Genomic DNA, 25,197 nt, shown 5'->3' with positions numbered 1-25,197 from the left:
AGCTTAATTGCTACTATCAGAAGATCGTAAATGGCGCGATTACGATGAATTTCACGTCTTTCTCATCCTGGAACACGTTGCCGAAACCGCCACCATAGCTTGGGATATTGGTATGGTTGTCGTACATGGTGTAGTGCAGTTTGAATAAAGTGCCTTTCGCCCGGCCCTCTTGCAGGGTGTAGAGCACGTCAAAGTTCCATGCGGACTCTTTCAAGCGCGTATTCTGATCAAATTTTGGATTGCTGCTTGGCTTCGCATCCCAGCCATACGCATAGGAAGTCCCTACCGACCAACCCGCCATATTCCAATTTTTCAGGTCATACATCACGCCACCAAACAGCGCTTTTTCACCGTTGGCGTTGAAGTCAGAGCGGGAGTCCCACCAAACATCCAAACGGCCATTCGAGGACGCATAACCGGGGGTCATACGTTGCAGGAAGTAGCCTTGGTTACCCTCAGCTTTGGCCCATGTCCCTTCCAAACGCAGGTCAAATGGCCCCGTGGTGTAACCCAACGTCAATGCTTGCAACCACGCTAAGCCGTCATAGACGTCATTCACATTGCTGGCGCCGCCATCAACTTTGTCTTTCGCGCCGTAGAATTGGTAAGAGGTACGCAGATCATTGCCCGCAACTGGGAAGGCGTAAGACGCTTTGGCAAAGTACTGATCCATGTAGTCTTTGGCTTGGCCGAATGCCGCTTCCATCACCAACTTATTTTTGAAGTCGTATTTGGCACCGATTGAATGCAAGTAACTCACGCCCGTCAGACCATCAGCTTGGCGGAAGTTGTACATATTTTGATACCACGGTGCTTTATATTCATCAGTCCACATGTAAGACATGGACAGTGCGCCTGCCGTATCAAAATCGAATTTCGCGCCGCCTTCAGCACCACGATAAGTCCCCGGCATGAAGCTCCAGTGTGGCGCTAACAGTGTCTGCCCCGTGGGCTGGATATACCCCCCACGCGCCCAGAAATCACCCAATTTAAACTTGGCTGCCGCTTTATAAACGCTAACACCGCTCTTATCGCCAGTCCATTTTTCATCCCAACGAGTTTTAGCATCACTGAAACCAATTTCGTTAGGGGCAGCCGGGCCACTGTTAGTCATTTCAACGGCACCGAAAGCCGCTAAGTCGATACCAAACATGTCAGCCGCGTAACCGGATGAGAAGTCCAGATTGGCGTTAAAGGTGGAGTGATGCAGGTTAGCGACATATTTGCCGTACTCTGCACTGCCGGGAGTTAAATCCTTACGATCACGCTGGCGCTGCCAATAATAAATACCGCCGGTCAGTGACGAATCATCAACAAAGCCTTCTGCCTTGGCCTCTGGGGTTACCATAAACCCCGTTCCTAACAATGCACCCGCGACGGCGAGCACTAACGTTTTACGTTTAGCATCGTGCGTAACCATAAGAAAAAATTCCTCTTTGACATCACATTTAAAGTGCGTTGCCTGTGTCCACCACAGCTCACAGGTTTAGCCTCAAAAAAACCCTAAGTGGGTAAAATTTGGCGAAGGAGAAATCTCCATCCACCGATACTGAATTTAAAAAAACGTCTCTTTCGATAAACGCTCTAAAGATTGCTGCTGGAGTACAGACTATTTTTCGTGACGCGAATTATCAATTAAAAAAGTCGATAATTATTCAAAGTATGACAATGAGCACATAACTGTGAAAAATTATTACTAAGTTCACAAAAGCTTTAAAAACAATGCATAAGGCCATCTGTGAACTCAGAAATCGTCTCTCATTGACATATTGAATGGTTTCAGCAAACACAATAAAACAGGGAATATCCCTGAGGTAAATCGGACTTTTCACTCAGTTAATTCGTAAAGCGAATATTTAAGAATGACTTACAGTTCGCTGTATCATCATGGAAAAAATGGGCAATCAGTCGATATTGACCAAAAGAAAAAGCAGAAAGGAGGAAATTGAAGAGGCGGGCATTCATGTTTAACAAATTAAACAAATGGGATTTTTAAGTATAAAAAAGGCGTGGACTCAGCCACGCCAATGAAGTTGAATTTGAGTGCAAAAGCTTAGTTTATTGCTTTTGCAGTCCAAGTATCACGCAAGCCAACTGTGCGGTTAAAGACCAGCGCATCAGGGCGAGAGTAGCGGCTATCGGCACAGAAATAACCTTCACGTTCAAACTGATAGGTTCTCTCTGGCACCGCATCAGCCAAGCTCGGCTCAACGAAGCCTTGGCGGATAACCAAAGACTCAGGGTTAATCGTCGACAGGAAGTCTTCCGCTGCGGCTGGGTTTGCCACACTAAACAGACGATCGTATAAACGAATTTCTGCTGGCAGGGCATGTTTAACAGAAACCCAGTGAATAACGCCTTTCACTTTGCGGCCATCTGCGGGATCTTTGTTTAATGTTTCGGCGTCATAGCTGCAATAAAGCGTCGTGATATTACCTTCAGCGTCTTTCTCGACACGTTCAGCTTTGATCACGTAAGCATTGCGCAGGCGCACTTCTTTGCCCAGCACCAAGCGCTTGTACTGCTTATTGGCTTCTTCGCGGAAGTCAGCGCGATCGATGTAAATTTCGCGATCAAATGGAACCTGACGGGTACCCATATCCGGATTATTCGGATGATTGGGCATCGTCAGCCACTCTTCCCCAGCCACGTGATTTTCGATAATCACTTTGATCGGGTCAAGAACCGCCATCGCCCGAGGGGCATTTTCGTTCAAATCATCACGGATGCATGACTCCAGTGACATCATTTCAACGTGGTTATCCTGCTTGGTAACACCAATACGACGGCAGAATTCACGGATAGAGGCGGCGGTGTAGCCACGGCGACGCAAGCCAGAGATGGTTGGCATACGTGGGTCATCCCAGCCCTCTACCACCTTCTCAGTCACCAGTTGGTTCAGCTTACGCTTAGACATAATGGCGTATTCGAGATTCAGGCGGGAGAACTCATACTGGCGCGGATGACATTCAATGGAGATATTATCCAGCACCCAATCATACAAACGACGGTTATCCTGGAACTCCAAAGTACAGAGTGAATGGGTGATCCCTTCAATCGCATCAGAAATACAATGGGTAAAGTCATACATCGGGTAGATGCACCACTTGTTACCAGACTGATGGTGTTCAGCAAATTTAATGCGGTACAGCACCGGATCACGCATCACAATGAAAGGTGACGCCATGTCGATTTTGGCACGCAGGCAAGCGGTGCCTTCAGCAAAGCCCCCGGCGCGCATTTTTTCAAACAGCGCCAAGTTCTCTTCCACACTGCGGTCGCGATATGGGCTGTTTTTACCCGGCGCAGTCAGTGTGCCGCGATATTCGCGCATTTGCTCTGCCGTTAACTCATCCACATACGCCAGCCCCTTGTTAATCAGCTCTATCGCGTACTGGTACAGTTGGTCAAAATAGTCTGAGGAGTAACGTACATCACCGCTCCAGGTGAAGCCTAACCACTCTACGTCGTGCTTAATTGACTCAACGAACTCGACGTCTTCTTTCACCGGATTGGTGTCGTCAAAACGCAGATTGCATTGGCCGTTATAATCTTGGGCGATGCCAAAATTCAGGCAAATGGATTTCGCATGTCCAATATGCAGGTAACCGTTTGGCTCCGGCGGGAAGCGGGTATGAACCGACGTGTGTTTGCCGCTGGCTAAATCTTCGTCAATGATCTGACGGATAAAATTACTCGGGCGGGCTTCTGCCTCACTCATTGTTCTATTCCTCAATGCAAACGCAACAAATATAACCGCATATAATCCAACAAGCCCGGCCCGGAAACAACCGTTTGTTACCCTAAACAAAACAAAAAAACGGGAAGAGATCGCTCTCTTCCCGCTAGTTTGCTGAAAACTCAGGTCAGGTATTCAGGACTTCAGTCCCTATCTAAACTGATTATTTGCCACGAATCTCAAACAATTGGCTTTGACCGGCGACCACAGAGTCACCTGCCAACAGCGAGATACCGGCATAATCCTCAATGTTGCTAACCACAACTGGGCTAATCATTGAGTGCGCATTAGCATTCAAGTAAGCCAGATCCAGCTCCAGAACAGGTTGACCGGCGACCACAGTGGCCCCCTCTTCAACCAAGCGGGTAAAGCCCTGACCATTCAGTTTCACCGTATCAATCCCGATATGAACCACAATTTCAGCACCGGTTTCAGTTTCCAGACAGAATGCATGGTCAGTATTGAAGATTTTAACGATGGTGCCGTTGGCCGGAGAAACCACCGTTTTATCGGTAGGACGGATGGCAACACCCTCACCGACCGCTTTGCTGGCAAAGGCTTCATCAGGAACCTGCTCCAGTGCCACAACATCACCGGTAATCGGCGACACCAAGACTAATGAAGCTGTTTTGGCGCTGTTAATCACAGCTTGCGGCTGGGCCGCAGCCGGTGCAGCAGTGGTGCTTGCCGCTGGAACCGGGCCACCTGCTAATACTGCGCGCATCGCCGAAGCAATCAGCTCAGCACGCGTACCGACAATCACTTGCACACTCTGTTTGTTCAGGCGAATCACCCCTGATGCCCCTAAACGCTTCGCCACATTGTCATTAACCAATGCAGAATCTTTCACGTTCAAACGCAGGCGGGTAATACAGGCGTCGATACCAGTTAGGTTATCTGACCCCCCAATAGCACCAATATAGCGACGGGCCAAGCCATTGATTTCACTTTCATTGACGGCTGGCGTGTTGTTCACGTTTACGTCGTAACCATCTTCTTCGCTACCTTCAACAGCCAGTTCACGGCCTGGAGTGAGCAAGTTGAATTTCTGGATAGTGAAACGGAACACCACGTAGTAAATGGCGAAGAACACCAGACCTTGTGGGATCAGCATGTACCAGTGAGTCGCCAGCGGGTTACGGGAAGAGAGCACCATATCCACCAAACCGGCGCTGAAACCAAAGCCCGCGATCCAATGCATACTCGCAGCGATGAACACGGAAATACCGGTCAGCACGGCGTGAATGAAATACAGCACTGGTGCGACGAACATGAAGGAGAATTCAAGCGGTTCAGTGATACCGGTGAAGAAGGCGGCAAATGCCCCCGCCAACATGATACCGGCCACTTTCGCTCTATTTTCCGGACGTGCACAGTGATAAATCGCCAATGCCGCACCCGGTAAACCGAACATCATAATCGGGAAGAAACCTGCCTGATATCGGCCAGTGATACCCACAACGGCTTTACCGGCGTCGATAGACTGTTGGCCACCCAAGAAATTAGGAATATCGTTAATGCCGGCCACGTCAAACCAGAACACGGAGTTCAGAGCATGATGCAGACCGACGGGGATCAGTAAGCGGTTGAAGAAGGCATAGATACCTGCGCCAACAGAACCCATATCTTTGATGTATTCGCCAAAGGTCACCAATGCATTATAAATCAGCGGCCAAACGTACATCAGGATGAAAGCAACCACGATCATCAAGAAAGACGTCAGAATGGGAACCAGACGGCGACCGCTGAAGAAGGAGAGTGCTTTTGGCAATTCAACACTGCTGAAGCGGTTGTACAACTCAGCGGAGATGATACCCACCAAGATACCCACGAACTGGTTGTTGATTTTGCCGAAGGCGGCTGGAACCTGATCAACCGGAATCTTTTGAATCATCGAAACCGCAGCTGGCGAGCAGAGCGTGGTTAATACCAAGAAGCCCACAAAGCCGGTCAGTGCAGCAGCACCGTCTTTGTCTTTTGACATGCCGTAAGCCACACCAATGGCGAACAGCACGGACATGTTGTCGATAATGGCGGCACCGGATTTGATAAATAATGCCGCTAGCGCATTATCACCCCCCCAGCTAACGGGGTCGATCCAATAACCTACACCCATCAATATTGCGGCAGCAGGCAGTGTGGCCACAGGGACCATCAAAGCCCGACCCACTTTTTGCAAATAACTAAGAATATTCACCTTTCCCCCTATTCGTCCGATATCGGACCCTTTAAGTAGTTTATTTATTTTGACTCACTACCTTTTAGAAAAACGCATTGCACACTTTATATTTATTCACAGCACGATATTTATTTACAGCACGCATGACTCATTGTGGAGTGTAAAAAAATTATTTCGTAACGCAAATTAAAACCCCCTACTTTGTGATAAATGTCACCAAAAACCAGTGAAAAAGCACCAACACACTAGCCATGATACAAAACTTATTTTATCATTCGAAAAATGAACGAAGCATTGTACCAACGCATGAGTCAAAATCTGAGTTACGCTTAGCTGAATGATTCAAACCGCGTAGAGTATAGCCACTATTCGCAATCCTAAGAGGTGCAAGATGAGACTTATCCCACTGAAAAACACCACCGAAGTTGGTAAATGGGCAGCACGTCATATCGTAAATCGCATTAATGCGTTCAAACCCACTGCTGAGCGCCCGTTTGTTCTGGGCCTGCCAACCGGTGGAACGCCTATGGAAGCTTACAAACATTTGGTTGCGCTGCACAAAGCCGGTGAAATCAGCTTTAAAAATGTGGTCACCTTCAACATGGATGAGTATGTCGGCTTGCCGCAAGAACACCCGGAAAGCTACTACACCTTCATGCACACTAACTTCTTCGATCACGTTGATATCCCTGCCGAGAATATTAATCTGTTGAATGGTAACGCGCCGGATATCGATGAAGAGTGTCGCCGTTACGAAGAAAAAATTAAGTCTTACGGTAAAATTAACCTGTTCATGGGTGGCGTAGGCGTTGACGGTCACATCGCCTTTAATGAACCGGCTTCCTCTTTGGCTTCCCGTACCCGTATCAAAACCCTGACCCAAGAAACCCGTATCGCTAACTCACGTTTCTTTGGTGGTGATGCAAACCTCGTGCCGAAATATGCACTTACAGTAGGTGTGGGTACATTGTTGGATGCAGAAGAAGTGATGATTCTGGTGACGGGACACGGCAAAGCTCAAGCTCTACAGGCCGCTGTTGAAGGTAGCATCAACCACATGTGGACCATCAGTTGCCTGCAACTGCATGCTAAAGCCATTATGGTGTGTGATGAGCCGTCCACGATGGAATTGAAGGTCAAAACTGTAAAATATTTCCGCGAATTAGAAGCTGAAAACGTCAAAAATCTTTAATTGTTATCAGGGGGCTAAGATGTACGCTTTAACTCACGGCCGTATCTATACCAGCCATGAAGTATTGGAGAATCATGCTGTTGTCGTGGCTGATGGATTGATCGAACGTATCTGTCCTGTCGATGAACTACCGGCTGGTATTGAGATACGTGATTTGGGTGGTGCCATTCTGGCCCCCGGTTTTATTGATGTTCAGTTGAATGGTTGCGGCGGCGTGCAATTCAATGACTCTCTTGAGGCTATCTCAGAAGAAACATTGGATATCATGCAACGCGCTAATGAAAAATCAGGTTGCACCAGCTTCCTGCCAACCATGATCACCTCAAGTGATGAGTTCATGAAGCATGCAGTCAATGTCATGCGCTCATATTTGCAAAAAAATCAGCATAAAGCACTGGGTCTGCATCTGGAAGGGCCATATCTCAACCCGCTGAAGAAAGGCACCCATAACCCTGCTTTTATTCGCAAACCCAGCGCTGAGATGATTGATTTTCTGTGTGCCAATGCTGATGTGATCACCAAAGTTACCCTTGCACCAGAAATGGTTGATGCTAAATATATTCGTCAACTGACTGAAGCCGGCATTCTGGTCTCTGCGGGTCACTCGAACGCCACTTACCCGCAAGCCCGCAAAGGGTTTACCGCCGGTATCCGCTTCGCCACGCACCTTTATAATGCAATGCCTTACATTTCAGGGCGGGAACCCGGCCTGATTGGGGCTATTTTCGATACACCAGAAGTTTACACGGGTGTCATTGCTGACGGTCTGCATGTCGATTGGGCCAATATCCGCAATGCCAAACGCCTAAAAGGCGACAAACTGGTTTTGGTCACTGATGCCACCGCACCGGCAGGCGCTGAAATTGATCAATTTATTTTTGCTGGCAAAACAATATACTATCGCGATGGCTTATGTGTGGATGAGAATGGCACACTAAGCGGTTCAGCACTGACGATGATCGAGGCAGTACAAAACAGTGTTGAACATGTTGGCATTGCACTGGACGAAGTCTTGCGTATGGCGACACTGTATGCGGCCCGCGCCATTGGCGTGGATAAGCAGTTAGGGAGTATTGAAGTCGGCAAAGTAGCCAACCTGACTGCCTTTACCCGTGATTATAAAATCACTAAAACCATCGTTAACGGTAACGAGGTTTTAAAATAAGCGAGTAATTTTATTGATGAGCACCGGCGGACAGTCACAAATTGGTAATGTGGATCTTGTGAAGCAACTCAATGGTGCCGTAGTTTATCGGCTTATTGATCAGCAAGGCCCGATTTCGCGCATTCAGATTGCCGATCTCAGCCAGCTAGCCCCCGCCAGTGTCACTAAAATCACCCGTCAACTGTTGGAGCGCGGGCTGATCAAAGAAGTCGATCAGCAAGCCTCCACCGGGGGTCGCCGTGCAATCTCCATCGTGACAGAAAATCGCCAGTTCCACACCATTGCCGTCCGTCTTGGCCGTCATGATGCCACCATTACCCTGTTTGATATGAGTGGTAAGTCGCTGGGTGAAGAGCACTATTCGCTGCCCGAGCGCACCCAAGAAACACTGGAACATGCGCTGTTTAATATTATCAGCCAGTTTATCGATACTTATCAGCGCAAATTACGTGAACTGATTGCCATTGCTGTTATCCTCCCAGGCTTAGTCGAGCCGCACAAAGGCATTGTGCGCTACATGCCACATATCAGTGTCAGCAACTGGCCATTAGTCGAAAACCTGCAAAATCGGTTCAATGTCACCAGCTTTGTCGGCCACGATATTCGTAGTCTGGCGCTGGCTGAGCACTATTTTGGTGCAACCCGTGATTGCGAAGACTCCATATTGGTTCGCCTGCACCGAGGGACGGGGGCCGGTATCATCGTCAACAGCCAGATATTCTTAGGCAGTAACGGCAACGTAGGCGAAATCGGCCACATTCAGATTGACCCCTTAGGTGAGCGCTGTTATTGCGGCAACTTTGGTTGTCTGGAAACCGTCGCCTCCAATGCTGCGATTGAAAACCGCGTGCGGCACCTGCTCTCGCAGGGCTATCCGAGCAAGCTAACACTGGATGATTGTCATATTGGCGCTATCTGCAAAGCGGCTAATCGGGGTGACTTGCTGGCGAGTGAAGTGATTGAGCATGTGGGCCGCTACTTGGGCAAAGCCATCTCTATCGCCATCAACTTATTTAACCCGCAAAAAGTTGTCATTGCCGGTGAAATCATTGAAGCCGAGAAAATCCTGCTTCCTGCCATTCAAGGTTGTATTAACACCCAAGTGCTCAAAAATTTCCGCCAAAATTTGCCAATCGTCACTTCGCAGCTCGATCACCAATCCGCAATCGGGGCTTTTGCCTTGGCGAAACGCGCCATGTTGAATGGTGTTTTGTTGCAGCGCTTGTTAGAAAACTAAGCTGCTGATAAGGAAGTTGCATGGTCTATCCCCTAATCGACCATGTTATAGTGGCTCATTACCGCGCTAAAAGAGTAATTTAAACAATGACAATTAAAAGCGTTATATGTGACATCGATGGTGTATTACTGCATGACAATAAAGCAATTCCGGGTGCCAATGATTTCTTGGCCCGTGTGCAAAACGCCGGAATGCCACTGGTTATTTTGACCAACTACCCGTCACAAACAGCACAAGATCTGGCTAACCGTTTTATCACCGCCGGGCTTGATGTGCCGGAAAGTGCATTTTACACCTCAGCCATGGCAACCGCTGATTTCCTGCGCCGTCAGGATGGTAAAAAAGCCTATGTAGTAGGCGAAGGCGCATTGGTTCACGAATTGTATAAAGCGGGATTTACCATCACTGACATCAATCCTGACTTTGTGATTGTCGGTGAAACTCGCTCTTATAACTGGGACATGATGCATAAAGCCGCCTATTTTGTCGCCAATGGCGCACGCTTCATTGCCACCAATCCAGATAGCCACGGTCACGGCTTTTCGCCCGCCTGTGGTGCGCTCTGCGCCCCGATTGAGAAAATCTCCGGTCGCAAGCCATTTTATGTGGGCAAACCCAGCCCGTGGATCATCCGCGCCGCGCTGAATAAAATGCAGGCACATTCAGAAAGCACGGTCATTGTGGGTGATAACTTGCGTACCGATATTTTGGCCGGTTTTCAGGCGGGCCTTGAGACGATTTTGGTCCTGTCCGGCGTTTCAACATTGCCAGATATAGAAGCCATGCCATTCCGCCCGAGTTACGTTTACCCCTCTGTTGCCGAAATCGATATTATCTAATCCCTGCTGGCGGCAATGGCCGCCACGCCTTTTTTAGGTCTCACTCCCTTTTTTAGTGCAATGCACCAAAGTTTCTTGCCATTCCTCCCTATTTTGGCGCATTTTCTCTTTGTCCCCTTCGTCTTTGAAGTGGCAGGGTTGCTAACTACGCACACTCACCCAATGAGCTTGCGGCCTAGCTGCAACGCCAAGTGCTTTGAGTAGAAGCTTTTGCCGCCGAATCAGCTATCGCGCCAAAAGCTCAGCTCGGTAAATTGGCGTGTTTTTTGCATATAATTCTTACATACAGCTTAATATTATTCGGATGACTGCATCGTCATGGGGCATAGCTTGCATCAATCACAAGCCAATGTACGAAAAAAAGTTCCAGCGATGAACGACTCAAATTCAACATCATCACCGCCAAAGCAGAGAAGTTAGGGAGATAAATATGTGTTCTATTTTCGGGGTCCTCGACCTTAAAACCGACCCCATTGAACTGCGCAAAAAAGCGCTGGAAATGTCACGTTTAATGCGCCACCGTGGGCCGGATTGGTCTGGTGTGTGGGCAAATGATAAAGCCATTCTCGCCCACGAACGCCTATCCATTGTTGACGTCAATACCGGTGCCCAACCTCTGCTGAATGAGGCTCGCACCCATATTCTGGCGGTTAACGGTGAAATCTATAACCATCAAGCCTTGCGTCAGCAATATGGCGACAAATACGCATTCCAAACGGGCTCCGATTGTGAAGTTATTTTGGCGCTATATCAGGAGAAAGGGCCTGAATTCCTTGATGATCTGCAAGGCATGTTCGCTTTCGTCCTATACGACACTGAAAAAGACGCTTACCTGATTGGCCGTGACCATCTGGGGATTATCCCGCTGTATATGGGCCACGACGAACACGGCAACATGTATGTCGCCTCTGAAATGAAAGCACTGGTCCCTGTTTGCCGCACCATCAAAGAGTTCCCTGCGGGCAGCTACCTATGGAGTCAAGATGGCGAAATTCGCGAGTATTATCATCGCGATTGGTTTGATTTCGATAACGTCAAAGACAATGTTACCGATAAAGTACAACTGGCTAACGCATTAGAAGAAGCGGTGAAAAGCCACCTGATGTCGGATGTTCCTTACGGCGTGTTGCTGTCTGGCGGTCTGGACTCCTCCGTGATCTCTGCCATCACCAAAAAATTTGCTGCCCGTCGAGTCGAAGACGATGAGCGCAGTGAAGCTTGGTGGCCACAGCTGCACTCCTTCGCCGTAGGCTTGATTGGCTCACCCGATTTGCGTGCTGCGAAAGAAGTAGCTAACCACTTAGGCACGGTACACCATGAAATTCATTTCACCGTGCAGGAAGGTCTGGATGCTATCCGCGATGTGATTTATCACATTGAAACCTATGATGTCACCACTATCCGCGCCTCGACACCCATGTATCTGATGTCACGTAAAATCAAGGCGATGGGTATCAAAATGGTGCTATCAGGCGAGGGTTCTGACGAAGTATTCGGGGGCTACCTCTACTTCCACAAAGCACCAAACGCCAAAGAGTTGCATGAAGAAACCGTGCGTAAGTTGCTAGCCCTGCATATGTTTGACTGCGCCCGCGCCAACAAAGCGATGTCCGCTTGGGGCGTTGAAGCCCGCGTGCCGTTCTTGGATAAAAACTTCCTTGATGTCGCGATGCGTATCAATCCGCAGGACAAAATGTGCGGTAATGGCAAAATGGAAAAACATGTCCTGCGTGAATGTTTTGAATCCTACTTGCCGCACAGCGTTGCATGGCGTCAGAAAGAACAATTCTCTGATGGCGTGGGATATAGCTGGATTGATACACTAAAAGAGAAAGCCGCCGAGCAAGTCACTGATCAACAAATGGAAACAGCTCACTTCCGCTTCCCATACAACACGCCATCCTCAAAAGAGGGCTACTTGTATCGCGAAATTTTTGAAGAGCTGTTCCCGCTACCAAGTGCGGCTGAATGCGTACCTGGCGGCCCTTCAGTCGCATGTTCATCAGCTAAAGCTATCGAGTGGGATGAATCATTCAAAAATATGGACGATCCATCAGGTCGTGCGGTAGGGGTCCATCAGGACGCTTATAAATAACTGAATTCGAATGCGGATAATCAATCCATCCGTGTTCAACATCCTGCTATCAAGGTCGCTTTGGCGGCCTTGTTTTTTATCTGGAATAACCCGCCTCCGGTCAGGGATTCAGGATCTCGCCAATGATTCCTTTTGCGGGCAAATTCAATAATTAATTCCTATTATCGTTCATTTAATCATCAGACTGTTCACAAGCCAAACAAACGAACCCTTTCAGCGCTTTTTCGGGAAAAAATTAGTTGACGCAATTCGGCCATATACGCATAATGCGCCCCGCAACGCCGATGAAGGTAATGCGGAAAAAGATGGCTACGTAGCTCAGCTGGTTAGAGCACAGCACTCATAATGCTGGGGTCACAGGTTCGATTCCCGTCGTAGCCACCATCTTTTTGCGGGAGTGGCGAAATTGGTAGACGCACTAGATTTAGGTTCTAGCGCCGCAAGGTGTGCGAGTTCAAGTCTCGCCTCCCGCACCATTATTCGTTCATCGGTTTGTCACAGCGGATGGGATATCGCCAAGCGGTAAGGCACCAGGTTTTGATCCTGGCATTCCCAGGTTCGAATCCTGGTATCCCAGCCATCTTTTTGATGGTGAGTTGTAAGACAGCAAAGTTGTGGTGTAACAAAAAAAATTGTATTTCAGTTGGGATATCGCCAAGCGGTAAGGCACCAGGTTTTGATCCTGGCATTCCCAGGTTCGAATCCTGGTATCCCAGCCATACAATTTCTCAAAAATAAAGATTTTAGGATGGCTACGTAGCTCAGCTGGTTAGAGCACAGCACTCATAATGCTGGGGTCACAGGTTCGATTCCCGTCGTAGCCACCATCTTTTGGGGTATCGCCAAGCGGTAAGGCACTGGATTCTGATTCCAGCATTCCGAGGTTCGAATCCTCGTACCCCAGCCAAATTTAGAAAAGCTCGCTTCGGCGGGCTTTTTGCATTTTAGAATTTCACAATCCGCTGAGCTCTATAGTGAATTGGGAAAGTATCTGTGAGTTATTGATTAGGTGAATTAGCTCGGTAATCAACCGAACCTGACACCTAACCTAACCCAATCCCCCTACAACCCCAGCGCATACTTCAATGCTTGCTCTTTAAGCTTACCGGCACGCTGCGCAGCCATCAGCGCTAAATTACGCACAAATCTCACGGGCGGTAAGTCATTGCTGAAGGCGGTGTAGAACAGATCCATACCACTTTGCATCACCAGATTATCGGTACGGCGACGGCGCTGATAACGCAGTAGTACCTGCTCACTGTACCAAGGTTCAGCCAGTTCACGGGCCTGATTCAACACATTAAGCAACGCGTCAACATCCCGATACCCCAAATTAACGCCCTGCCCTGCTAAAGGATTAATGGTGTGGGCCGCATCCCCAAGCAACACTAGCCCGGGCTGTACATATTGCTGCGCATGGCGACGGACTAGCGGGAAAGAACCAGCAGCTATCGCCTTTACCTCCCCCAGACGGGACGGAAAGGCTGCCGCGATCTCCTGATTCAATTGTGTCATCGGCATCGCCTGAAGCTGGCGGATACGCTGTGGGCTGTCGTACCAGACCAGAGATGCCCAGTGATCAAACAGCGGTAGAAAAGCACGTGGCCCAGAGGGGAAGAACTGCTGCCAAGTGGTATCTTGTTGAGCGGTATCGGTTTCTACCGTGATTAACATGCAAGACTGGCGATACTGCCAGCCACTGGTGCCAATACTTGCCAAACGCCGCACCAGAGAGTTCGCACCATCCGCACCTACCACTAAATGGCCCTGTATCTCTTGCTGCGCATCTAACGTAATTTTCCAGTAGTCGTCTACTCTAACCATACTTTGCAGCCGTGACGGGCACAGCAACGTCAAATTTTGGCACTCTGCCATCTGTTGCCACAGTGCTAACTGCAAAACTCGATTTTCAACCATAAAACCCAGTTCAGGCAGCGAAAGTGATGCTGCATCAAAGATAACCTGCGAGCCAGGCTGTTCCCAAGTCTCCAATCGACGATAAGGTGCATAGCGCATCTGCTGGACCTTTGACCAAGCCCCAAGCTGCTTTAGCAATGTCACCGAAGTACAACCAATGGCGGAAACCCGTAAATCCGGCACGCTATTGGTCTCAAACGGAGCCGGAGCCTCATGCTCTAGTAACGCCACGGACCAGCCTGTTTGTGCCAGCCCTAATGCAGCAGCAGCGCCAACCATGCCACCGCCGACGACCACAACATCATAATTTGGTTGCGATTTATTCATTTTAGTTATGCTTTAAAAAGTTAAAATAACACTTGCATAGACAAGTATTTTGTTTGGCATAAGTGTACCGGATTTTTCATCCTGCATCAGAATAAGTAAGCCGTTATACGGTGGTCATCGCACCAGCAAATGACTACAATACCCCTCAATGACTTAGACTTTACGCTAACTACCGTTCAATTGCGGGGCACCACTCTCGCTTGCAAAACACCGCACGAAATGCCGCGCGATGTGATTTTTATGATGAATAATCCAATGACTAAAAAACTGCACATCAAAACTTGGGGCTGCCAGATGAATGAATATGATTCATCTAAAATGGCTGATTTGTTGGCCAGTACCCATGGCTACCAGTTGACAGAGACCCCTGAAGACGCTGATTTACTGCTGCTCAATACCTGCTCTATTCGCGAAAAAGCCCAAGAGAAGGTGTTCAGTCTGTTGGGCCACTGGAAATCACTGAAAGAGAAAAATCCCGAGCTGATCATTGGTGTCGGCGGCTGTGTGGCCTCGCAGGAAGGAGAACATTTGCGCCAGCGCGCACCCTGCGTCGATATTATTTTCGGGCCACAAACCCTGCATCGCTTGCCGGAAATGATTAACCACGTACAAGGCTCACACAGCTCGGTGGTGGATATCAGTTTCCCTGAAATAGAAAAATTTGACCGCCTGCCGGAGCCTCGCGCTGAAGGCCCGACTGCATTTGTCTCTATCATGGAAGGCTGCAATAAATACTGTACTTTCTGCGTGGTGCCTTATACCCGTGGCGAAGAAGTCAGCCGTCCAAGTGACGATATTCTCTTTGAAATCGCACAGTTAGCAGCTCAGGGTGTGCGGGAAGTAAATCTGCTTGGTCAGAATGTGAATGCTTATCGTGGCCCTACCTATGATGGCGATATCTGTAGTTTTGCCGAATTATTGCGCTTGGTTGCCGCCATTGACGGCATTGACCGTCTGCGCTTTACCACCAGCCACCCCATTGAGTTTACCGACGATATCATTGATGTTTATCGTGATACTCCTGAGTTGGTGAGCTTCCTGCATCTGCCAGTACAAAGTGGTTCTGACCGCATTTTAACCATGATGAAACGCGCCCACACCGCGCTGGAATACAAAGCTATCATCCGCAAACTGCGCCAAGCGCGGCCCGACATCCAAATTAGCTCTGATTTTATTATCGGTTTCCCCGGTGAGACTCAGCATGATTTTGAGCAAACCCTGAAACTGGTGGCGGATATCCATTTTGATACCAGCTACAGCTTTATCTACTCTTCACGCCCCGGTACACCTGCGGCGGATCTGCCAGACGATGTGTCGGAAGAGGAGAAAAAGCAGCGGCTACATATTTTGCAACAGCGCATTACTCAACAGGCCATGGAAATCAGCCGTAAGATGATTGGCAGTGTGCAGCGTATTCTGGTGGAAGGCCCCTCCCGCAAAAATGCCATGGAGCTGGCCGGGCGCACTGAAAATAACCGGGTGGTGAATTTTGAAGGAGTACCAAGCATGATTGGCCAGTTCGTTGATGTGGAAATTATTGATGTTTATGCCAGCTCACTGCGCGGTATTTTGCTTCGGACTGAAGACCAAATGGATCTGCGAGTACATGAATCACCGCAATCGGTCATTGCCCGCACGCGTAAAGAGAATGAGATCAGCGTGGGTCAGTATCACCCCTGATACCGAATTCCCTAACACCTGATTCTGCGAGTTAACTCGCATTAAGTAGGCGCTGCATTGTCAGTGCCTATTTTATTTTAGTGTGACGCTGCGCAGATTCAGACTGTTTAAGTTGCACCGCACAGCAACCACTATTTGAATAGGCACAGAAAGACGTAAACTTGCGTCTGTGTCGTGTACCATGAATAATTCTCAAATGACATGTATGATTGACGTTATATCGATGAATGATATACCCAGAGGAACGCAGTGACTCAGAGAAACAGTTTGCACGTAGTGACACAAGAAATCTTACTGGAACCCGCCGATAATCAGCGCTTGCTGAGCCTGTGTGGTCCTTTTGATGACAACATTAAACAGTTGGAGCGCCGATTAGGCATCGAAATTAATCGCCGTGATAACCGTTTTAAGTTAGTCGGTAAGAATATCTGCGTGGTTGCAGCGGCAGATATCCTGCGCCATCTGTATGTTGATACCGCCCCAATTCGGGGTGTGATCCCAGATATCTCGCCAGAAGATATCCACCTCGCGGTAAAAGAGAGCCGCGTGCTGGAGCAAACCGCTGAGAGTGTGCCGGATTACGGTAAAGCCGTGAATATCCGAACCAAACGAGGGATGGTCAAACCCCGCACACCCAATCAAGCCCAGTACATCGCCAATATTCTCGATCACGATATTACTTTCGGCATTGGTCCAGCCGGTACGGGGAAAACCTATCTGGCGGTTGCCGCCGCAGTCGATGCACTGGAGCGCCAGAATGTGCGGCGTATCTTGCTGACCCGCCCGGCGGTTGAAGCGGGTGAAAAACTCGGCTTCTTGCCCGGTGACCTGAACCAGAAAGTGGACCCTTATCTGCGCCCACTGTATGACGCCCTGTTTGAAATGCTAGGCTTCGAACGGGTTGAAAAACTGATTGAGCGCAATGTGATTGAAGTCGCCCCTCTGGCCTACATGCGGGGCCGTACTCTGAATGATGCGTTTATCATTTTGGATGAGAGCCAGAACACCACTATCGAACAGATGAAAATGTTCCTGACGCGCATGGGCTTCAACTCCAAGGCGGTGATTACCGGTGACATCACGCAAACTGACTTACCACGTCACCAAAAATCTGGCTTAAGCCACGCCATTGAAGTGTTGTCTGGAGTAGAAGAGCTGAGCTTTAATTTCTTCCATAGCGAAGATGTGGTCCGCCACCCGGTGGTCGCACAGGTGGTTATCGCCTATGAAGCTTGGGAAGCGGCAGAACAAAAACGCAAAGAGGCTATTGCCGAACAACGTAAGCGGGAAAATCATACCCCGTCTGAGCAGGAGGCTCCGTGAGCCAAGTTATACTCGATTTACAAATTGCCTGCGCCGATAGTCAGGGTTTACCGACAGAAGCTGATTTTCAGCGGTGGCTAGAAGCAGTGTTACCTCAATTTCAAGCTGTCTCTGAGGTCACCATCCGCTTGGTGGATGAAGCGGAAAGCCATGAGTTGAACCTGACCTATCGTGGTAAAGATAAATCAACCAATGTGTTGTCTTTCCCTTTTGAGGCGCCACCTGAAATTGAACTGCCGTTATTGGGTGATTTAATCATTTGTCGTCAGGTTGTTGAACAAGAAGCTGTCGAGCAAGAGAAAGCACTATTTGCGCATTGGGCGCATATGGTTGTTCACGGCAGTCTCCATCTGCTAGGGTATGACCATATCGTTGACGATGAAGCAGAAGAAATGGAGTCGATTGAGACTGAAATCATGCAGAGTCTGGGTTATCCAGATCCCTATATTTCAGAGAAAGACCCCGAATAAACCGTCAGCAGTGTGAATTTACCGCTGCTGAAATAATGATCACTAATATGGGTAAACTTAACTAAAACGCCATGAGCGACGACCACTCACAAAACAATGATAGCCCCAGTCCCAAGAAAGGGTTCTTTACTCTCATCCTTAACCAGTTATTCCACGGTGAACCTAAAAACCGTGGTGATTTGGTAGAGCTTATCCGTGATTCTGAGCAGAACGATCTGATCGATCCTGATACCCGAGACATGCTAGAGGGCGTGATGGATATCGCCGAACAGCGTGTGCGGGACATCATGATCCCCCGCTCTCAGATGGTCACATTAAAGCGTAATCAAACGCTGGATGAGTGTCTGGATGTGATTATTGAATCTGCTCACTCCCGCTTTCCGGTGATCAGTGAAGATAAAGATCACATTGAAGGTATCCTGATGGCTAAGGATCTGTTGCCGTTTATGCGCACAGACTCCGAGCCATTCAGCATTGATAAAGTCTTACGGCCGGCGATTGTAGTGCCAGAAAGTAAGCGTGTCGATCGGATGCTGAAGGAGTTCCGTTCTCAGCGCTATCACATGGCCATTGTCATTGATGAGTTTGGCGGTGTTTCAGGGCTGGTGACCATTGAAGATATTCTTGAGCTGATCGTTGGCGAGATAGAAGATGAGTATGACGATGAAGAAGACAGAGATGTCCGTCAACTCAGTCGGCACACCTATACCATTCGTGCGCTGACCCAAATTGAAGATTTCAATGAAGTTTTCAACACCCATTTCAGCGACGATGAAGTGGACACCATTGGCGGTTTGGTCATGCAAGCTTTTGGCCACTTACCTTCCCGAGGTGAAACCATTGAAATTGAAGGTTACCTATTTAAAGTTGCTATGGCGGATAGCCGACGTATCATTCAAGTTCACGTAAAAATCCCGGATGATGCCCCGCAACCCAAACTGGAAGAATAAATTCTCGATGCCTATCGCTTCATACCTTCAACGCCAGTGGGTTCGCGCCCTACTGGCGCTATTTTTTGGCGCCTGCGGCACGCTGGCCTATTCGCCATTCGATCACTGGCCCGCGGCTATCGTTTCGCTCTTTGGCTTACTCAGCCTGACACTGAATCGCAGCACCAAACAAGCCGCGTTTATTGGCTTTTGTTGGGGGATGGGGCAGTTCGGCACTGGTATTAACTGGGTGTATGTCAGTATTTCCGAATTTGGCGGGATGCCGACGGCAATCAACATCTTCCTAGTAGTGTTACTGGCGGCATATCTGTCGCTCTATACCCTACTGTTCGCCGGTCTATTGGCTCGAATCTGCCCGAAAACGACGTGGTGGCGGCTGGCTATTGCCGCACCGGTCGTGTGGCAACTGACTGAGTTCCTACGCGGCTGGGTGTTGACCGGCTTCCCGTGGCTGCAATTTGGTTACAGCCAGATTAATGGCCCATTGCAAGGTATCGCACCGATTCTTGGTGTTGATGGCATCACCTTTATGTTGATGTCAATCAGTGGGTTGCTGGTTTACGCCTGCTATCAGCGCCGAGTAACGGCTGCGGTTGTAGCATTGGCACTGCTATTGCTGCCAATGCCACTGCGCCAGTGGCATTGGTTCACGCCAGAGCCTGAACGCGCAGTTAATATCGCAATGGTGCAAGGTAATATCGCTCAGTCAATGAAGTGGGACCCCAAAGTCCTGCTAAGCACACTACAAATCTATCTGGATGAAACCCGCCCATTCATGGGGAAAGCCCCCATTATCATCTGGCCGGAATCTGCTATTCCTGATATTGAAACCGATCAGGCTCCTTTCCTGACGATGGTTGATGACCTGATGCGGGCCAACCACAGCAGCCTAATTACCGGGATTGTTGATGCTCAGCGTCGCCCTGAGGGCAAAGACTACCACTTCTTCAACAGCATCATTGTGTTGGGGGGCAAAGAGCCCTATCAGTATCCGACCCAAAATCGTTATAGCAAACATCATCTGGTTCCCTTTGGTGAGTTTGTGCCGCTAGAGTCTCTGCTGCGCCCGCTGGCTCCCTTCTTTGATTTACCAATGTCATCATTCAGCCGAGGGGGTTATGTACAACCCCAGCTCAAGGTCGCCGGATTTAACCTGACTGCCGCCATCTGCTATGAAATTGTGCTGGGTCAACAGGTGAGGGATAACTTTAACCCTGATACCAATTTCCTGCTGACTATCTCAAACGATGCTTGGTTCGGTCACTCTATCGGGCCATGGCAGCATTTCCAGATGGCACGGATGCGCGCCCTTGAATTGGGCCGTCCTTTGCTGCGCAGCACCAACAATGGTATTACTGCGGCAGTTGGCCCGAGTGGTGAAGTGCTGGCGCAGATCCCGCAATTCACTCAGCAGGTGCTGGAAGTTAAAGTCACGCCAACAACCGGTGTCACACCTTACGCCCGTTTTGGCTCATGGCCGATGTGGATTATCACATGGGTTCTTGGGGCATTAACGCTGTACCATGCCGTACGCTGCCGTGCTGACAAAAAATAACCCTCTCTGCGGGCATGCCATCAACATGCTCGCAGCCTCACTTTATTCCCCCACTATCGGTATTGCGAATCGTTATCACGGCTGTTATCTTGCCGCTTAGTACAAATAATTAGCATGATTTGCAATTTGAGAGCCTTATGTCACTGAATCCTGAATTTATCCTCACCACCGAAGCGCAATTAAACGAACATTACTCCCCGCCTAACAAAAATGTAATGAAGAAACAGATAGATCACATTGATGATTATGCTAAAAAGCTGATCGCCGCAGCGCCTTTTGCCGTGTTGGGCACACTGGGTGTTAACGGGATAGATTGCTCGCCAAAAGGCGGAGAGCCAGGTTTTATCCATGTGCAGGACAGCAAAACCTTAATGCTACCAGACCGTCCAGGGAATAATCGCCTTGATGGTATCCGCAATCTACTGCATAACCCATTTGTCGGTATTTTGTTCCTGATCCCCGGCTGGACTGAAGGTTTTCGGGTGAATGGTCGCGCAAAAATTTCGGTTGATCCTGAGCTTTGTGCGCGTTTCAGCCAAAATGGCCACCCTGCCCTCAGTATATTAGTGATTGAAGTGGATGAAGTATTCATTCACTGCGGCCGTGCGATTACCTTTGCCGACCTGTGGAATCCTAAAAAACATGTGGGAAAAGAAGATGTTCCGACGGCACTGGACGTGTTTAAGGCCCATCTGGCACTCAATAATCATCAATTAAGCTGACCCGCTGTTAAAAGCAACCGCTGGGTAGCTGCCCCCATTTCTCGCCGATAGCCCTCAATCAGCAGGGCTTTATCCCCCTCGTCTCCCCGCGACTGGCACAGACCTTGCATTGATTCTAATCATAATGTGTTAACTGTCCGCGAATACCCGCCAAGCATTTAGTCATTGTAGGGTATTGCCGCAGTCGGCACGCAAAGGGTAGTTTCGAATGAAGGGTGGCGTTTTTTCGCCCGCACATTTATGGGGCGCATCACGCACCACAGAAGTGCAGTAGGCTTTTGTTGCCTCTATTTGGTGCGATTCGCGTCTCAAAAAACAAACATTTATTCATCAATTGCATAACAATTTGCTATTTTTTACAGATAATCTGATACAAGTAACAGCGAAAATTCAGTGTTAGCGAACAAAACATCGGTGGTTGTGACACCAAAACGAAATAAAACGATTTCTCGCCTAACAACATTTAGCTGCACACCGTTTTTTGTACGACATTGTTTTTAAACACAACATTAAGTAATAAAACAACAGCAAAGGAGTTGGACCATGCATATGCGTAAATTGGCGTTAGCGCTACTGTTAGCTGGGATGGCAAGTAGCGTAGCCCAAGCAGAAGAAGCGGCAGCGCAACCCGCAGCGAAAGCGGAAGCCTCCGTTGATACTCTGAAGAAAATTAAAGACAGTGGCGTTATCGTTGTGGGCCACCGTGAGTCTTCCGTTCCATTCTCTTATTATGATAATCAGCAGAAAGTGGTGGGTTATGCACAAGATTATTCTGATCTGATCGTTGATGCGGTTAAGAAAAAACTTAACGCACCTGATTTGCAGGTAAAACTGATTCCGATCACCTCACAAAACCGTATTCCACTGCTGCAAAATGGCACTTTTGATTTCGAGTGTGGCTCTACCACCAATAATCTGGAACGTCAGCAACAAGCCTCGTTCTCTAACACCATTTTTGTTGTCGGCACCCGCTTGTTGACCAAAAAAGGTTCTGAAGTTAAAGATTTCAAAGACTTGGCTGGTAAGACTGTCGTTGTAACATCCGGTACCACATCCGAAGTTCTGCTGAATAAGCTGAATGAAAAAGATAACTTGAATATGCGCATCATCAGCGCCAAAGACCATGGTGACTCTTTCCGCACACTGGAAAGTGGTCGTGCTGTCGCCTTTATGATGGATGATGCGCTGTTGGCTGGCGAACGTGCAAAAGCGAAGAAACCAGATCAATGGGATATCGTCGGTACGGCGCAGTCTCAGGAAGCTTACGGCTGTATGCTGCGTAAAAATGACCCTGCTTTCAAAGCGCTATTGGATGAGACCATCGCCACCGCACAAACCTCAGGTGTGGCTGAGAAGTCATTTGATCGCTGGTTCAAAAACCCAATTCCACCTAAAAATCTTAACCTGAATTTCTCACTGTCTGATGAAATGAAGGCGCTGTTCAAAGCACCTAACGATAAAGCATTGAACTAACAATAATAATCAGGGCGGGCACTGCCTGCCCTACTGATTGATGATGGACCGATTGGGTTACTTGATGCGGGGTGGCCGTTCCCCACTCCGCATTTTTTTGTTAACCCTCGGGAGGCCGCAACGCATTGAATCATCAGTCATCAGGATGGCTTATCCATCCTTTTAAGGGAGTTCGTTATGTCAATAGACTGGAACTGGGGCATTTTCTTGCAAGCTGCCCCTTTCGGCAATACCACCTATCTCGGCTGGATTTGGTCCGGCTTTCAAGTCACCATTGCGTTATCACTGTGCGCATGGGTGATCGCCTTCTTCATTGGTTCACTGTTTGGCATTTTAAGAACCGTGCCCAATCGAATTCTGTCAGGAATCGGCACCTGTTACGTTGAGTTATTTCGTAACGTCCCCCTGATTGTGCAATTTTTTACTTGGTATCTGGTGGTCCCTGAACTGTTGCCAGTTGATATTGGCATGTGGTTTAAAAGCGAGCTAGACCCGAACATCCAGTTTTTCCTCTCCTCCGTGATTTGCCTTGGCTTATTCACCGCAGCACGGGTTTGCGAGCAGGTACGCGCCGGGATTCAATCTCTGCCTCGTGGTCAGAAAGCGGCGGGTCTAGCAATGGGGTTAACCCTGCCACAGACTTATCGCTATGTTTTACTGCCGAATGCTTACCGGGTGATTATTCCCCCGATGACCTCAGAAATGGTTAATCTGGTTAAAAACTCAGCGATTGCCTCAACAATCGGTCTGGTGGATATGGCGGCACAAGCGGGTAAATTGCTGGATTATTCAGCTCACGCTTATGAGTCCTTCACCGCCATCACCCTTGGTTATGTGCTGATCAATGCCGTGATCATGCTGGTGATGCGATTAGTTGAGAAGAAAGTGCAGTTACCCGGCAATCTGGGGAGTAAATAATGTACGAATTTGATTGGAGTTCTATCGGCCCAAGCATTCCTTACCTGCTGCAAGGCTTGGTGGTGACCGCCAAGATAACTATCACCGCTATCGTGTTTGGGATTATCTGGGGAACCGTTCTGGCGGTGATGCGCCTGTCACCGATTAAAGCTATCAGCTGGTTTGCGACCGTCTATGTCAACGTGTTCCGCTCTATTCCGTTGGTCATGGTGCTGTTATGGTTTTATCTGGTGGTCCCGAGCTTATTACAAAATGTGCTGGGCTTATCACCAAAAACTGATATTCGGTTAATCTCTGCCATGGTAGCCTTTTCGCTGTTTGAAGCGGCCTACTACTCAGAGATTATTCGCGCCGGGATTCAAAGTATCTCCCGTGGGCAATCCTCCGCCGCCTTAGCGTTGGGCATGACACAGGGCCAGTCGATGAGATTGGTTATCCTGCCACAAGCTTTCCGCGCCATGGTGCCGCTGCTGTTAACTCAGGGAATAGTGTTATTTCAGGATACATCACTGGTGTATGTCCTTAGTCTGGCCGATTTTTTCCGCACCGCCACCAACATTGGCGAGCGGGACGGCACTCGGGTCGAAATGGTGCTGTTTGCCGGTTTAGTTTATTTCGTTATCAGTATTGCCGCGTCGATGCTGGTTAACTATTTGAAGAAAAGGACTGTTTGATGATTTCCCTGAAAAATGTTTCTAAGTGGTACGGCCACTTTCAGGTGCTGTCTGACTGCACCACCGAAGTTAAAAAAGGTGAGGTCGTGGTGGTCTGCGGCCCTTCCGGCTCAGGTAAATCAACCTTAATCAAAACTGTCAACGGGCTGGAACCTATTCAAAAAGGCAGCATTACGGTTAATGGTATTGGTGTTAATGATAAAGGGACCAATTTGGCGCAGTTGCGTTCCAAAGTAGGGATGGTGTTCCAGCACTTCGAACTCTTCCCACACCTGTCGATCATTGAAAACCTGACACTGGCGCAAATCAAAGTGTTGGGGCGCGATAAAGCCGCCGCGCGCGAAAAGGGCTTGAAACTGTTGGAGCGTGTCGGTCTGACAACCCACGCCGATAAATTCCCTTCGCAGTTATCTGGCGGCCAGCAGCAACGAGTGGCGATTGCTCGTGCACTCTGCATGGACCCCATCGCGATGCTGTTTGACGAACCCACGTCAGCCCTTGATCCGGAAATGATCAATGAAGTGTTGGATGTGATGGTCAAACTGGCACTGGAGGGGATGACCATGATGGTGGTGACCCACGAAATGGGTTTTGCCCGCAAAGTGGCTAACCGGGTTATCTTTATGGATGAAGGGAAAATCGTCGAAGACAGCAACAAAGATGATTTCTTTAACAATCCTAAATCTGACCGCGCCAAAGACTTCCTGGCAAAAATCCTGCATTAATCTGCACTAACATTAGA

19 protein-coding genes and 6 tRNA genes are annotated in these 25,197 nt (G+C 48.7%); 21 read left to right on the top strand and 4 right to left on the bottom strand.

Translation table 11 applies throughout. The features are described from left to right. Positions 1 to 16: 16 nt before the first annotated feature. The 3 genes from chiP to nagE all read right to left on the bottom strand — a co-directional run bounded on the left by chiP (position 17) and on the right by nagE (position 5,936). Complete coding sequence (gene chiP, locus HRD69_RS11425; protein ID WP_004875624.1) at positions 17 to 1,420, bottom strand: chitoporin ChiP; 1,404 nt, start codon at positions 1,418 to 1,420, stop codon at positions 17 to 19. A gap of 633 nt (positions 1,421 to 2,053) precedes the next feature. Then, on the bottom strand, positions 2,054 to 3,721 hold the full coding sequence (glnS, locus tag HRD69_RS11420) for a glutamine--tRNA ligase (RefSeq protein ID WP_004875625.1): 1,668 nt from the start codon (positions 3,719 to 3,721) through the stop codon (positions 2,054 to 2,056). A 181-nt stretch (positions 3,722 to 3,902) separates the two neighbouring features. Further along, the gene (gene nagE, locus HRD69_RS11415; protein ID WP_032814751.1) at positions 3,903 to 5,936 is read right to left on the bottom strand and encodes an N-acetylglucosamine-specific PTS transporter subunit IIBC; all 2,034 of its coding nucleotides are present in this window, start codon (positions 5,934 to 5,936) and stop codon (positions 3,903 to 3,905) included. Positions 5,937 to 6,309: 373 nt separating this feature from the next. Here nagE and nagB point away from each other — a divergent pair, with 373 nt between their 5' ends. The 11 genes from nagB to HRD69_RS11360 all read left to right on the top strand — a co-directional run bounded on the left by nagB (position 6,310) and on the right by HRD69_RS11360 (position 13,353). Continuing rightward, positions 6,310 to 7,110, top strand: coding sequence for a glucosamine-6-phosphate deaminase (nagB, locus tag HRD69_RS11410; protein ID WP_004875627.1), 801 nt, complete (start codon positions 6,310 to 6,312; stop codon positions 7,108 to 7,110). 19 nt (positions 7,111 to 7,129) lie between these two features. Further along, a complete protein-coding gene (gene nagA, locus HRD69_RS11405) occupies positions 7,130 to 8,275 on the top strand; it encodes an N-acetylglucosamine-6-phosphate deacetylase (protein ID WP_004875628.1) in 1,146 nt (381 codons plus the stop codon). Between the two features lie 16 nt (positions 8,276 to 8,291). Further along, positions 8,292 to 9,512 carry a DNA-binding transcriptional regulator NagC gene (gene nagC, locus HRD69_RS11400; RefSeq protein WP_032814753.1) on the top strand — a complete coding sequence of 407 codons (1,221 nt, stop codon included), beginning with the start codon at positions 8,292 to 8,294 and terminating at the stop codon, positions 9,510 to 9,512. Positions 9,513 to 9,598: 86 nt separating this feature from the next. Beyond that, on the top strand, positions 9,599 to 10,351 hold the full coding sequence (locus HRD69_RS11395) for an HAD-IIA family hydrolase (protein WP_004875630.1): 753 nt from the start codon (positions 9,599 to 9,601) through the stop codon (positions 10,349 to 10,351). 430 nt (positions 10,352 to 10,781) lie between these two features. After that, positions 10,782 to 12,446, top strand: a complete 1,665-nt coding sequence (gene asnB, locus HRD69_RS11390; protein ID WP_004875631.1) for an asparagine synthase B — start codon at positions 10,782 to 10,784, stop codon at positions 12,444 to 12,446. Between the two features lie 307 nt (positions 12,447 to 12,753). After that, positions 12,754 to 12,830 (top strand) — tRNA-Met (locus HRD69_RS11385). A gap of 7 nt (positions 12,831 to 12,837) precedes the next feature. Beyond that, positions 12,838 to 12,922 (top strand) — tRNA-Leu (locus tag HRD69_RS11380). Between the two features lie 29 nt (positions 12,923 to 12,951). After that, positions 12,952 to 13,026: transfer RNA gene (locus tag HRD69_RS11375), tRNA-Gln, on the top strand. 64 nt (positions 13,027 to 13,090) lie between these two features. Further along, a tRNA-Gln gene (locus tag HRD69_RS11370) sits at positions 13,091 to 13,165 on the top strand. Between the two features lie 31 nt (positions 13,166 to 13,196). Further along, positions 13,197 to 13,273 (top strand) — tRNA-Met (locus tag HRD69_RS11365). 5 nt (positions 13,274 to 13,278) lie between these two features. After that, positions 13,279 to 13,353: transfer RNA gene (locus HRD69_RS11360), tRNA-Gln, on the top strand. Between the two features lie 155 nt (positions 13,354 to 13,508). Here the strand turns inward: HRD69_RS11360 and ubiF are convergent. Continuing rightward, the gene (gene ubiF / locus HRD69_RS11355; RefSeq protein ID WP_004873303.1) at positions 13,509 to 14,690 is read right to left on the bottom strand and encodes a 3-demethoxyubiquinol 3-hydroxylase; all 1,182 of its coding nucleotides are present in this window, start codon (positions 14,688 to 14,690) and stop codon (positions 13,509 to 13,511) included. A 255-nt stretch (positions 14,691 to 14,945) separates the two neighbouring features. Here ubiF and miaB point away from each other — a divergent pair, with 255 nt between their 5' ends. From miaB to HRD69_RS11305, 10 genes are all read left to right on the top strand, one after another. Further along, a complete protein-coding gene (gene miaB / locus HRD69_RS11350; RefSeq protein ID WP_032813006.1) occupies positions 14,946 to 16,370 on the top strand; it encodes a tRNA (N6-isopentenyl adenosine(37)-C2)-methylthiotransferase MiaB in 1,425 nt (474 codons plus the stop codon). Between the two features lie 249 nt (positions 16,371 to 16,619). Beyond that, a complete protein-coding gene (locus tag HRD69_RS11345; RefSeq protein ID WP_172984616.1) occupies positions 16,620 to 17,693 on the top strand; it encodes a PhoH family protein in 1,074 nt (357 codons plus the stop codon). Beyond that, entirely contained in the window at positions 17,690 to 18,163 is a 474-nt protein-coding gene (gene ybeY / locus HRD69_RS11340) for an rRNA maturation RNase YbeY (RefSeq protein WP_032812914.1), read from the top strand. Before HRD69_RS11345 ends, ybeY begins: the two co-directional genes overlap by 4 nt. Positions 18,164 to 18,234: 71 nt before the next feature. Next, positions 18,235 to 19,113: a CNNM family magnesium/cobalt transport protein CorC gene (gene corC, locus HRD69_RS11335; RefSeq protein ID WP_004873307.1), complete on the top strand. Its 879-nt coding sequence runs from the start codon at positions 18,235 to 18,237 to the stop codon at positions 19,111 to 19,113. A 7-nt stretch (positions 19,114 to 19,120) separates the two neighbouring features. Continuing rightward, the gene (gene lnt / locus HRD69_RS11330) at positions 19,121 to 20,668 is read left to right on the top strand and encodes an apolipoprotein N-acyltransferase (protein ID WP_004873308.1); all 1,548 of its coding nucleotides are present in this window, start codon (positions 19,121 to 19,123) and stop codon (positions 20,666 to 20,668) included. Between the two features lie 137 nt (positions 20,669 to 20,805). Further along, complete coding sequence (locus HRD69_RS11325) at positions 20,806 to 21,390, top strand: MSMEG_1061 family FMN-dependent PPOX-type flavoprotein (protein WP_004873309.1); 585 nt, start codon at positions 20,806 to 20,808, stop codon at positions 21,388 to 21,390. Positions 21,391 to 21,933: 543 nt separating this feature from the next. Beyond that, positions 21,934 to 22,863: a glutamate/aspartate ABC transporter substrate-binding protein gene (locus HRD69_RS11320; protein WP_004873311.1), complete on the top strand. Its 930-nt coding sequence runs from the start codon at positions 21,934 to 21,936 to the stop codon at positions 22,861 to 22,863. A 177-nt stretch (positions 22,864 to 23,040) separates the two neighbouring features. Then, entirely contained in the window at positions 23,041 to 23,781 is a 741-nt protein-coding gene (locus tag HRD69_RS11315) for an amino acid ABC transporter permease (protein ID WP_004873312.1), read from the top strand. Next, positions 23,781 to 24,455: a glutamate/aspartate ABC transporter permease GltK gene (gene gltK, locus HRD69_RS11310; RefSeq protein ID WP_032812915.1), complete on the top strand. Its 675-nt coding sequence runs from the start codon at positions 23,781 to 23,783 to the stop codon at positions 24,453 to 24,455. Before HRD69_RS11315 ends, gltK begins: the two co-directional genes overlap by 1 nt. Beyond that, entirely contained in the window at positions 24,455 to 25,180 is a 726-nt protein-coding gene (locus tag HRD69_RS11305) for an amino acid ABC transporter ATP-binding protein (protein ID WP_004873313.1), read from the top strand. The genes gltK and HRD69_RS11305 overlap by 1 nt, the downstream gene beginning before the upstream one ends. The last annotated feature ends 17 nt before the right edge of the window (positions 25,181 to 25,197 follow it).

Origin of the sequence: Yersinia mollaretii ATCC 43969 (assembly GCF_013282725.1) — a bacterium.
In the GTDB taxonomy this organism is placed as follows: Bacteria; Pseudomonadota; Gammaproteobacteria; order Enterobacterales; family Enterobacteriaceae; genus Yersinia; species Yersinia mollaretii.
The sequence above is the reverse complement of the archived record's forward strand: the minus strand, read 5'-3'. Positions and strand labels throughout refer to the sequence as shown.

Bases quoted from the DNA above. Each gene is read 5' to 3' on its own strand.
- asnB (WP_004875631.1), top strand. From the start codon at position 10,782: ATGTGTTCTATTTTCGGGGTCCTCGACCTTAAAACCGACCCCATTGAA.
- nagA (WP_004875628.1), top strand. From the start codon at position 7,130: ATGTACGCTTTAACTCACGGCCGTATCTATACCAGCCATGAAGTATTG.
- ubiF (WP_004873303.1), bottom strand. From the start codon at position 14,690: ATGAATAAATCGCAACCAAATTATGATGTTGTGGTCGTCGGCGGTGGC.
- nagB (WP_004875627.1), top strand. From the start codon at position 6,310: ATGAGACTTATCCCACTGAAAAACACCACCGAAGTTGGTAAATGGGCA.
- nagC (WP_032814753.1), top strand. From the start codon at position 8,292: ATGAGCACCGGCGGACAGTCACAAATTGGTAATGTGGATCTTGTGAAG.
- corC (WP_004873307.1), top strand. From the start codon at position 18,235: ATGAGCGACGACCACTCACAAAACAATGATAGCCCCAGTCCCAAGAAA.
- HRD69_RS11320 (WP_004873311.1), top strand. From the start codon at position 21,934: ATGCATATGCGTAAATTGGCGTTAGCGCTACTGTTAGCTGGGATGGCA.
- lnt (WP_004873308.1), top strand. From the start codon at position 19,121: ATGCCTATCGCTTCATACCTTCAACGCCAGTGGGTTCGCGCCCTACTG.
- HRD69_RS11305 (WP_004873313.1), top strand. From the start codon at position 24,455: ATGATTTCCCTGAAAAATGTTTCTAAGTGGTACGGCCACTTTCAGGTG.
- gltK (WP_032812915.1), top strand. From the start codon at position 23,781: ATGTACGAATTTGATTGGAGTTCTATCGGCCCAAGCATTCCTTACCTG.
- HRD69_RS11325 (WP_004873309.1), top strand. From the start codon at position 20,806: ATGTCACTGAATCCTGAATTTATCCTCACCACCGAAGCGCAATTAAAC.
- glnS (WP_004875625.1), bottom strand. From the start codon at position 3,721: ATGAGTGAGGCAGAAGCCCGCCCGAGTAATTTTATCCGTCAGATCATT.
- miaB (WP_032813006.1), top strand. From the start codon at position 14,946: ATGACTAAAAAACTGCACATCAAAACTTGGGGCTGCCAGATGAATGAA.
- chiP (WP_004875624.1), bottom strand. From the start codon at position 1,420: ATGGTTACGCACGATGCTAAACGTAAAACGTTAGTGCTCGCCGTCGCG.
- HRD69_RS11395 (WP_004875630.1), top strand. From the start codon at position 9,599: ATGACAATTAAAAGCGTTATATGTGACATCGATGGTGTATTACTGCAT.
- HRD69_RS11315 (WP_004873312.1), top strand. From the start codon at position 23,041: ATGTCAATAGACTGGAACTGGGGCATTTTCTTGCAAGCTGCCCCTTTC.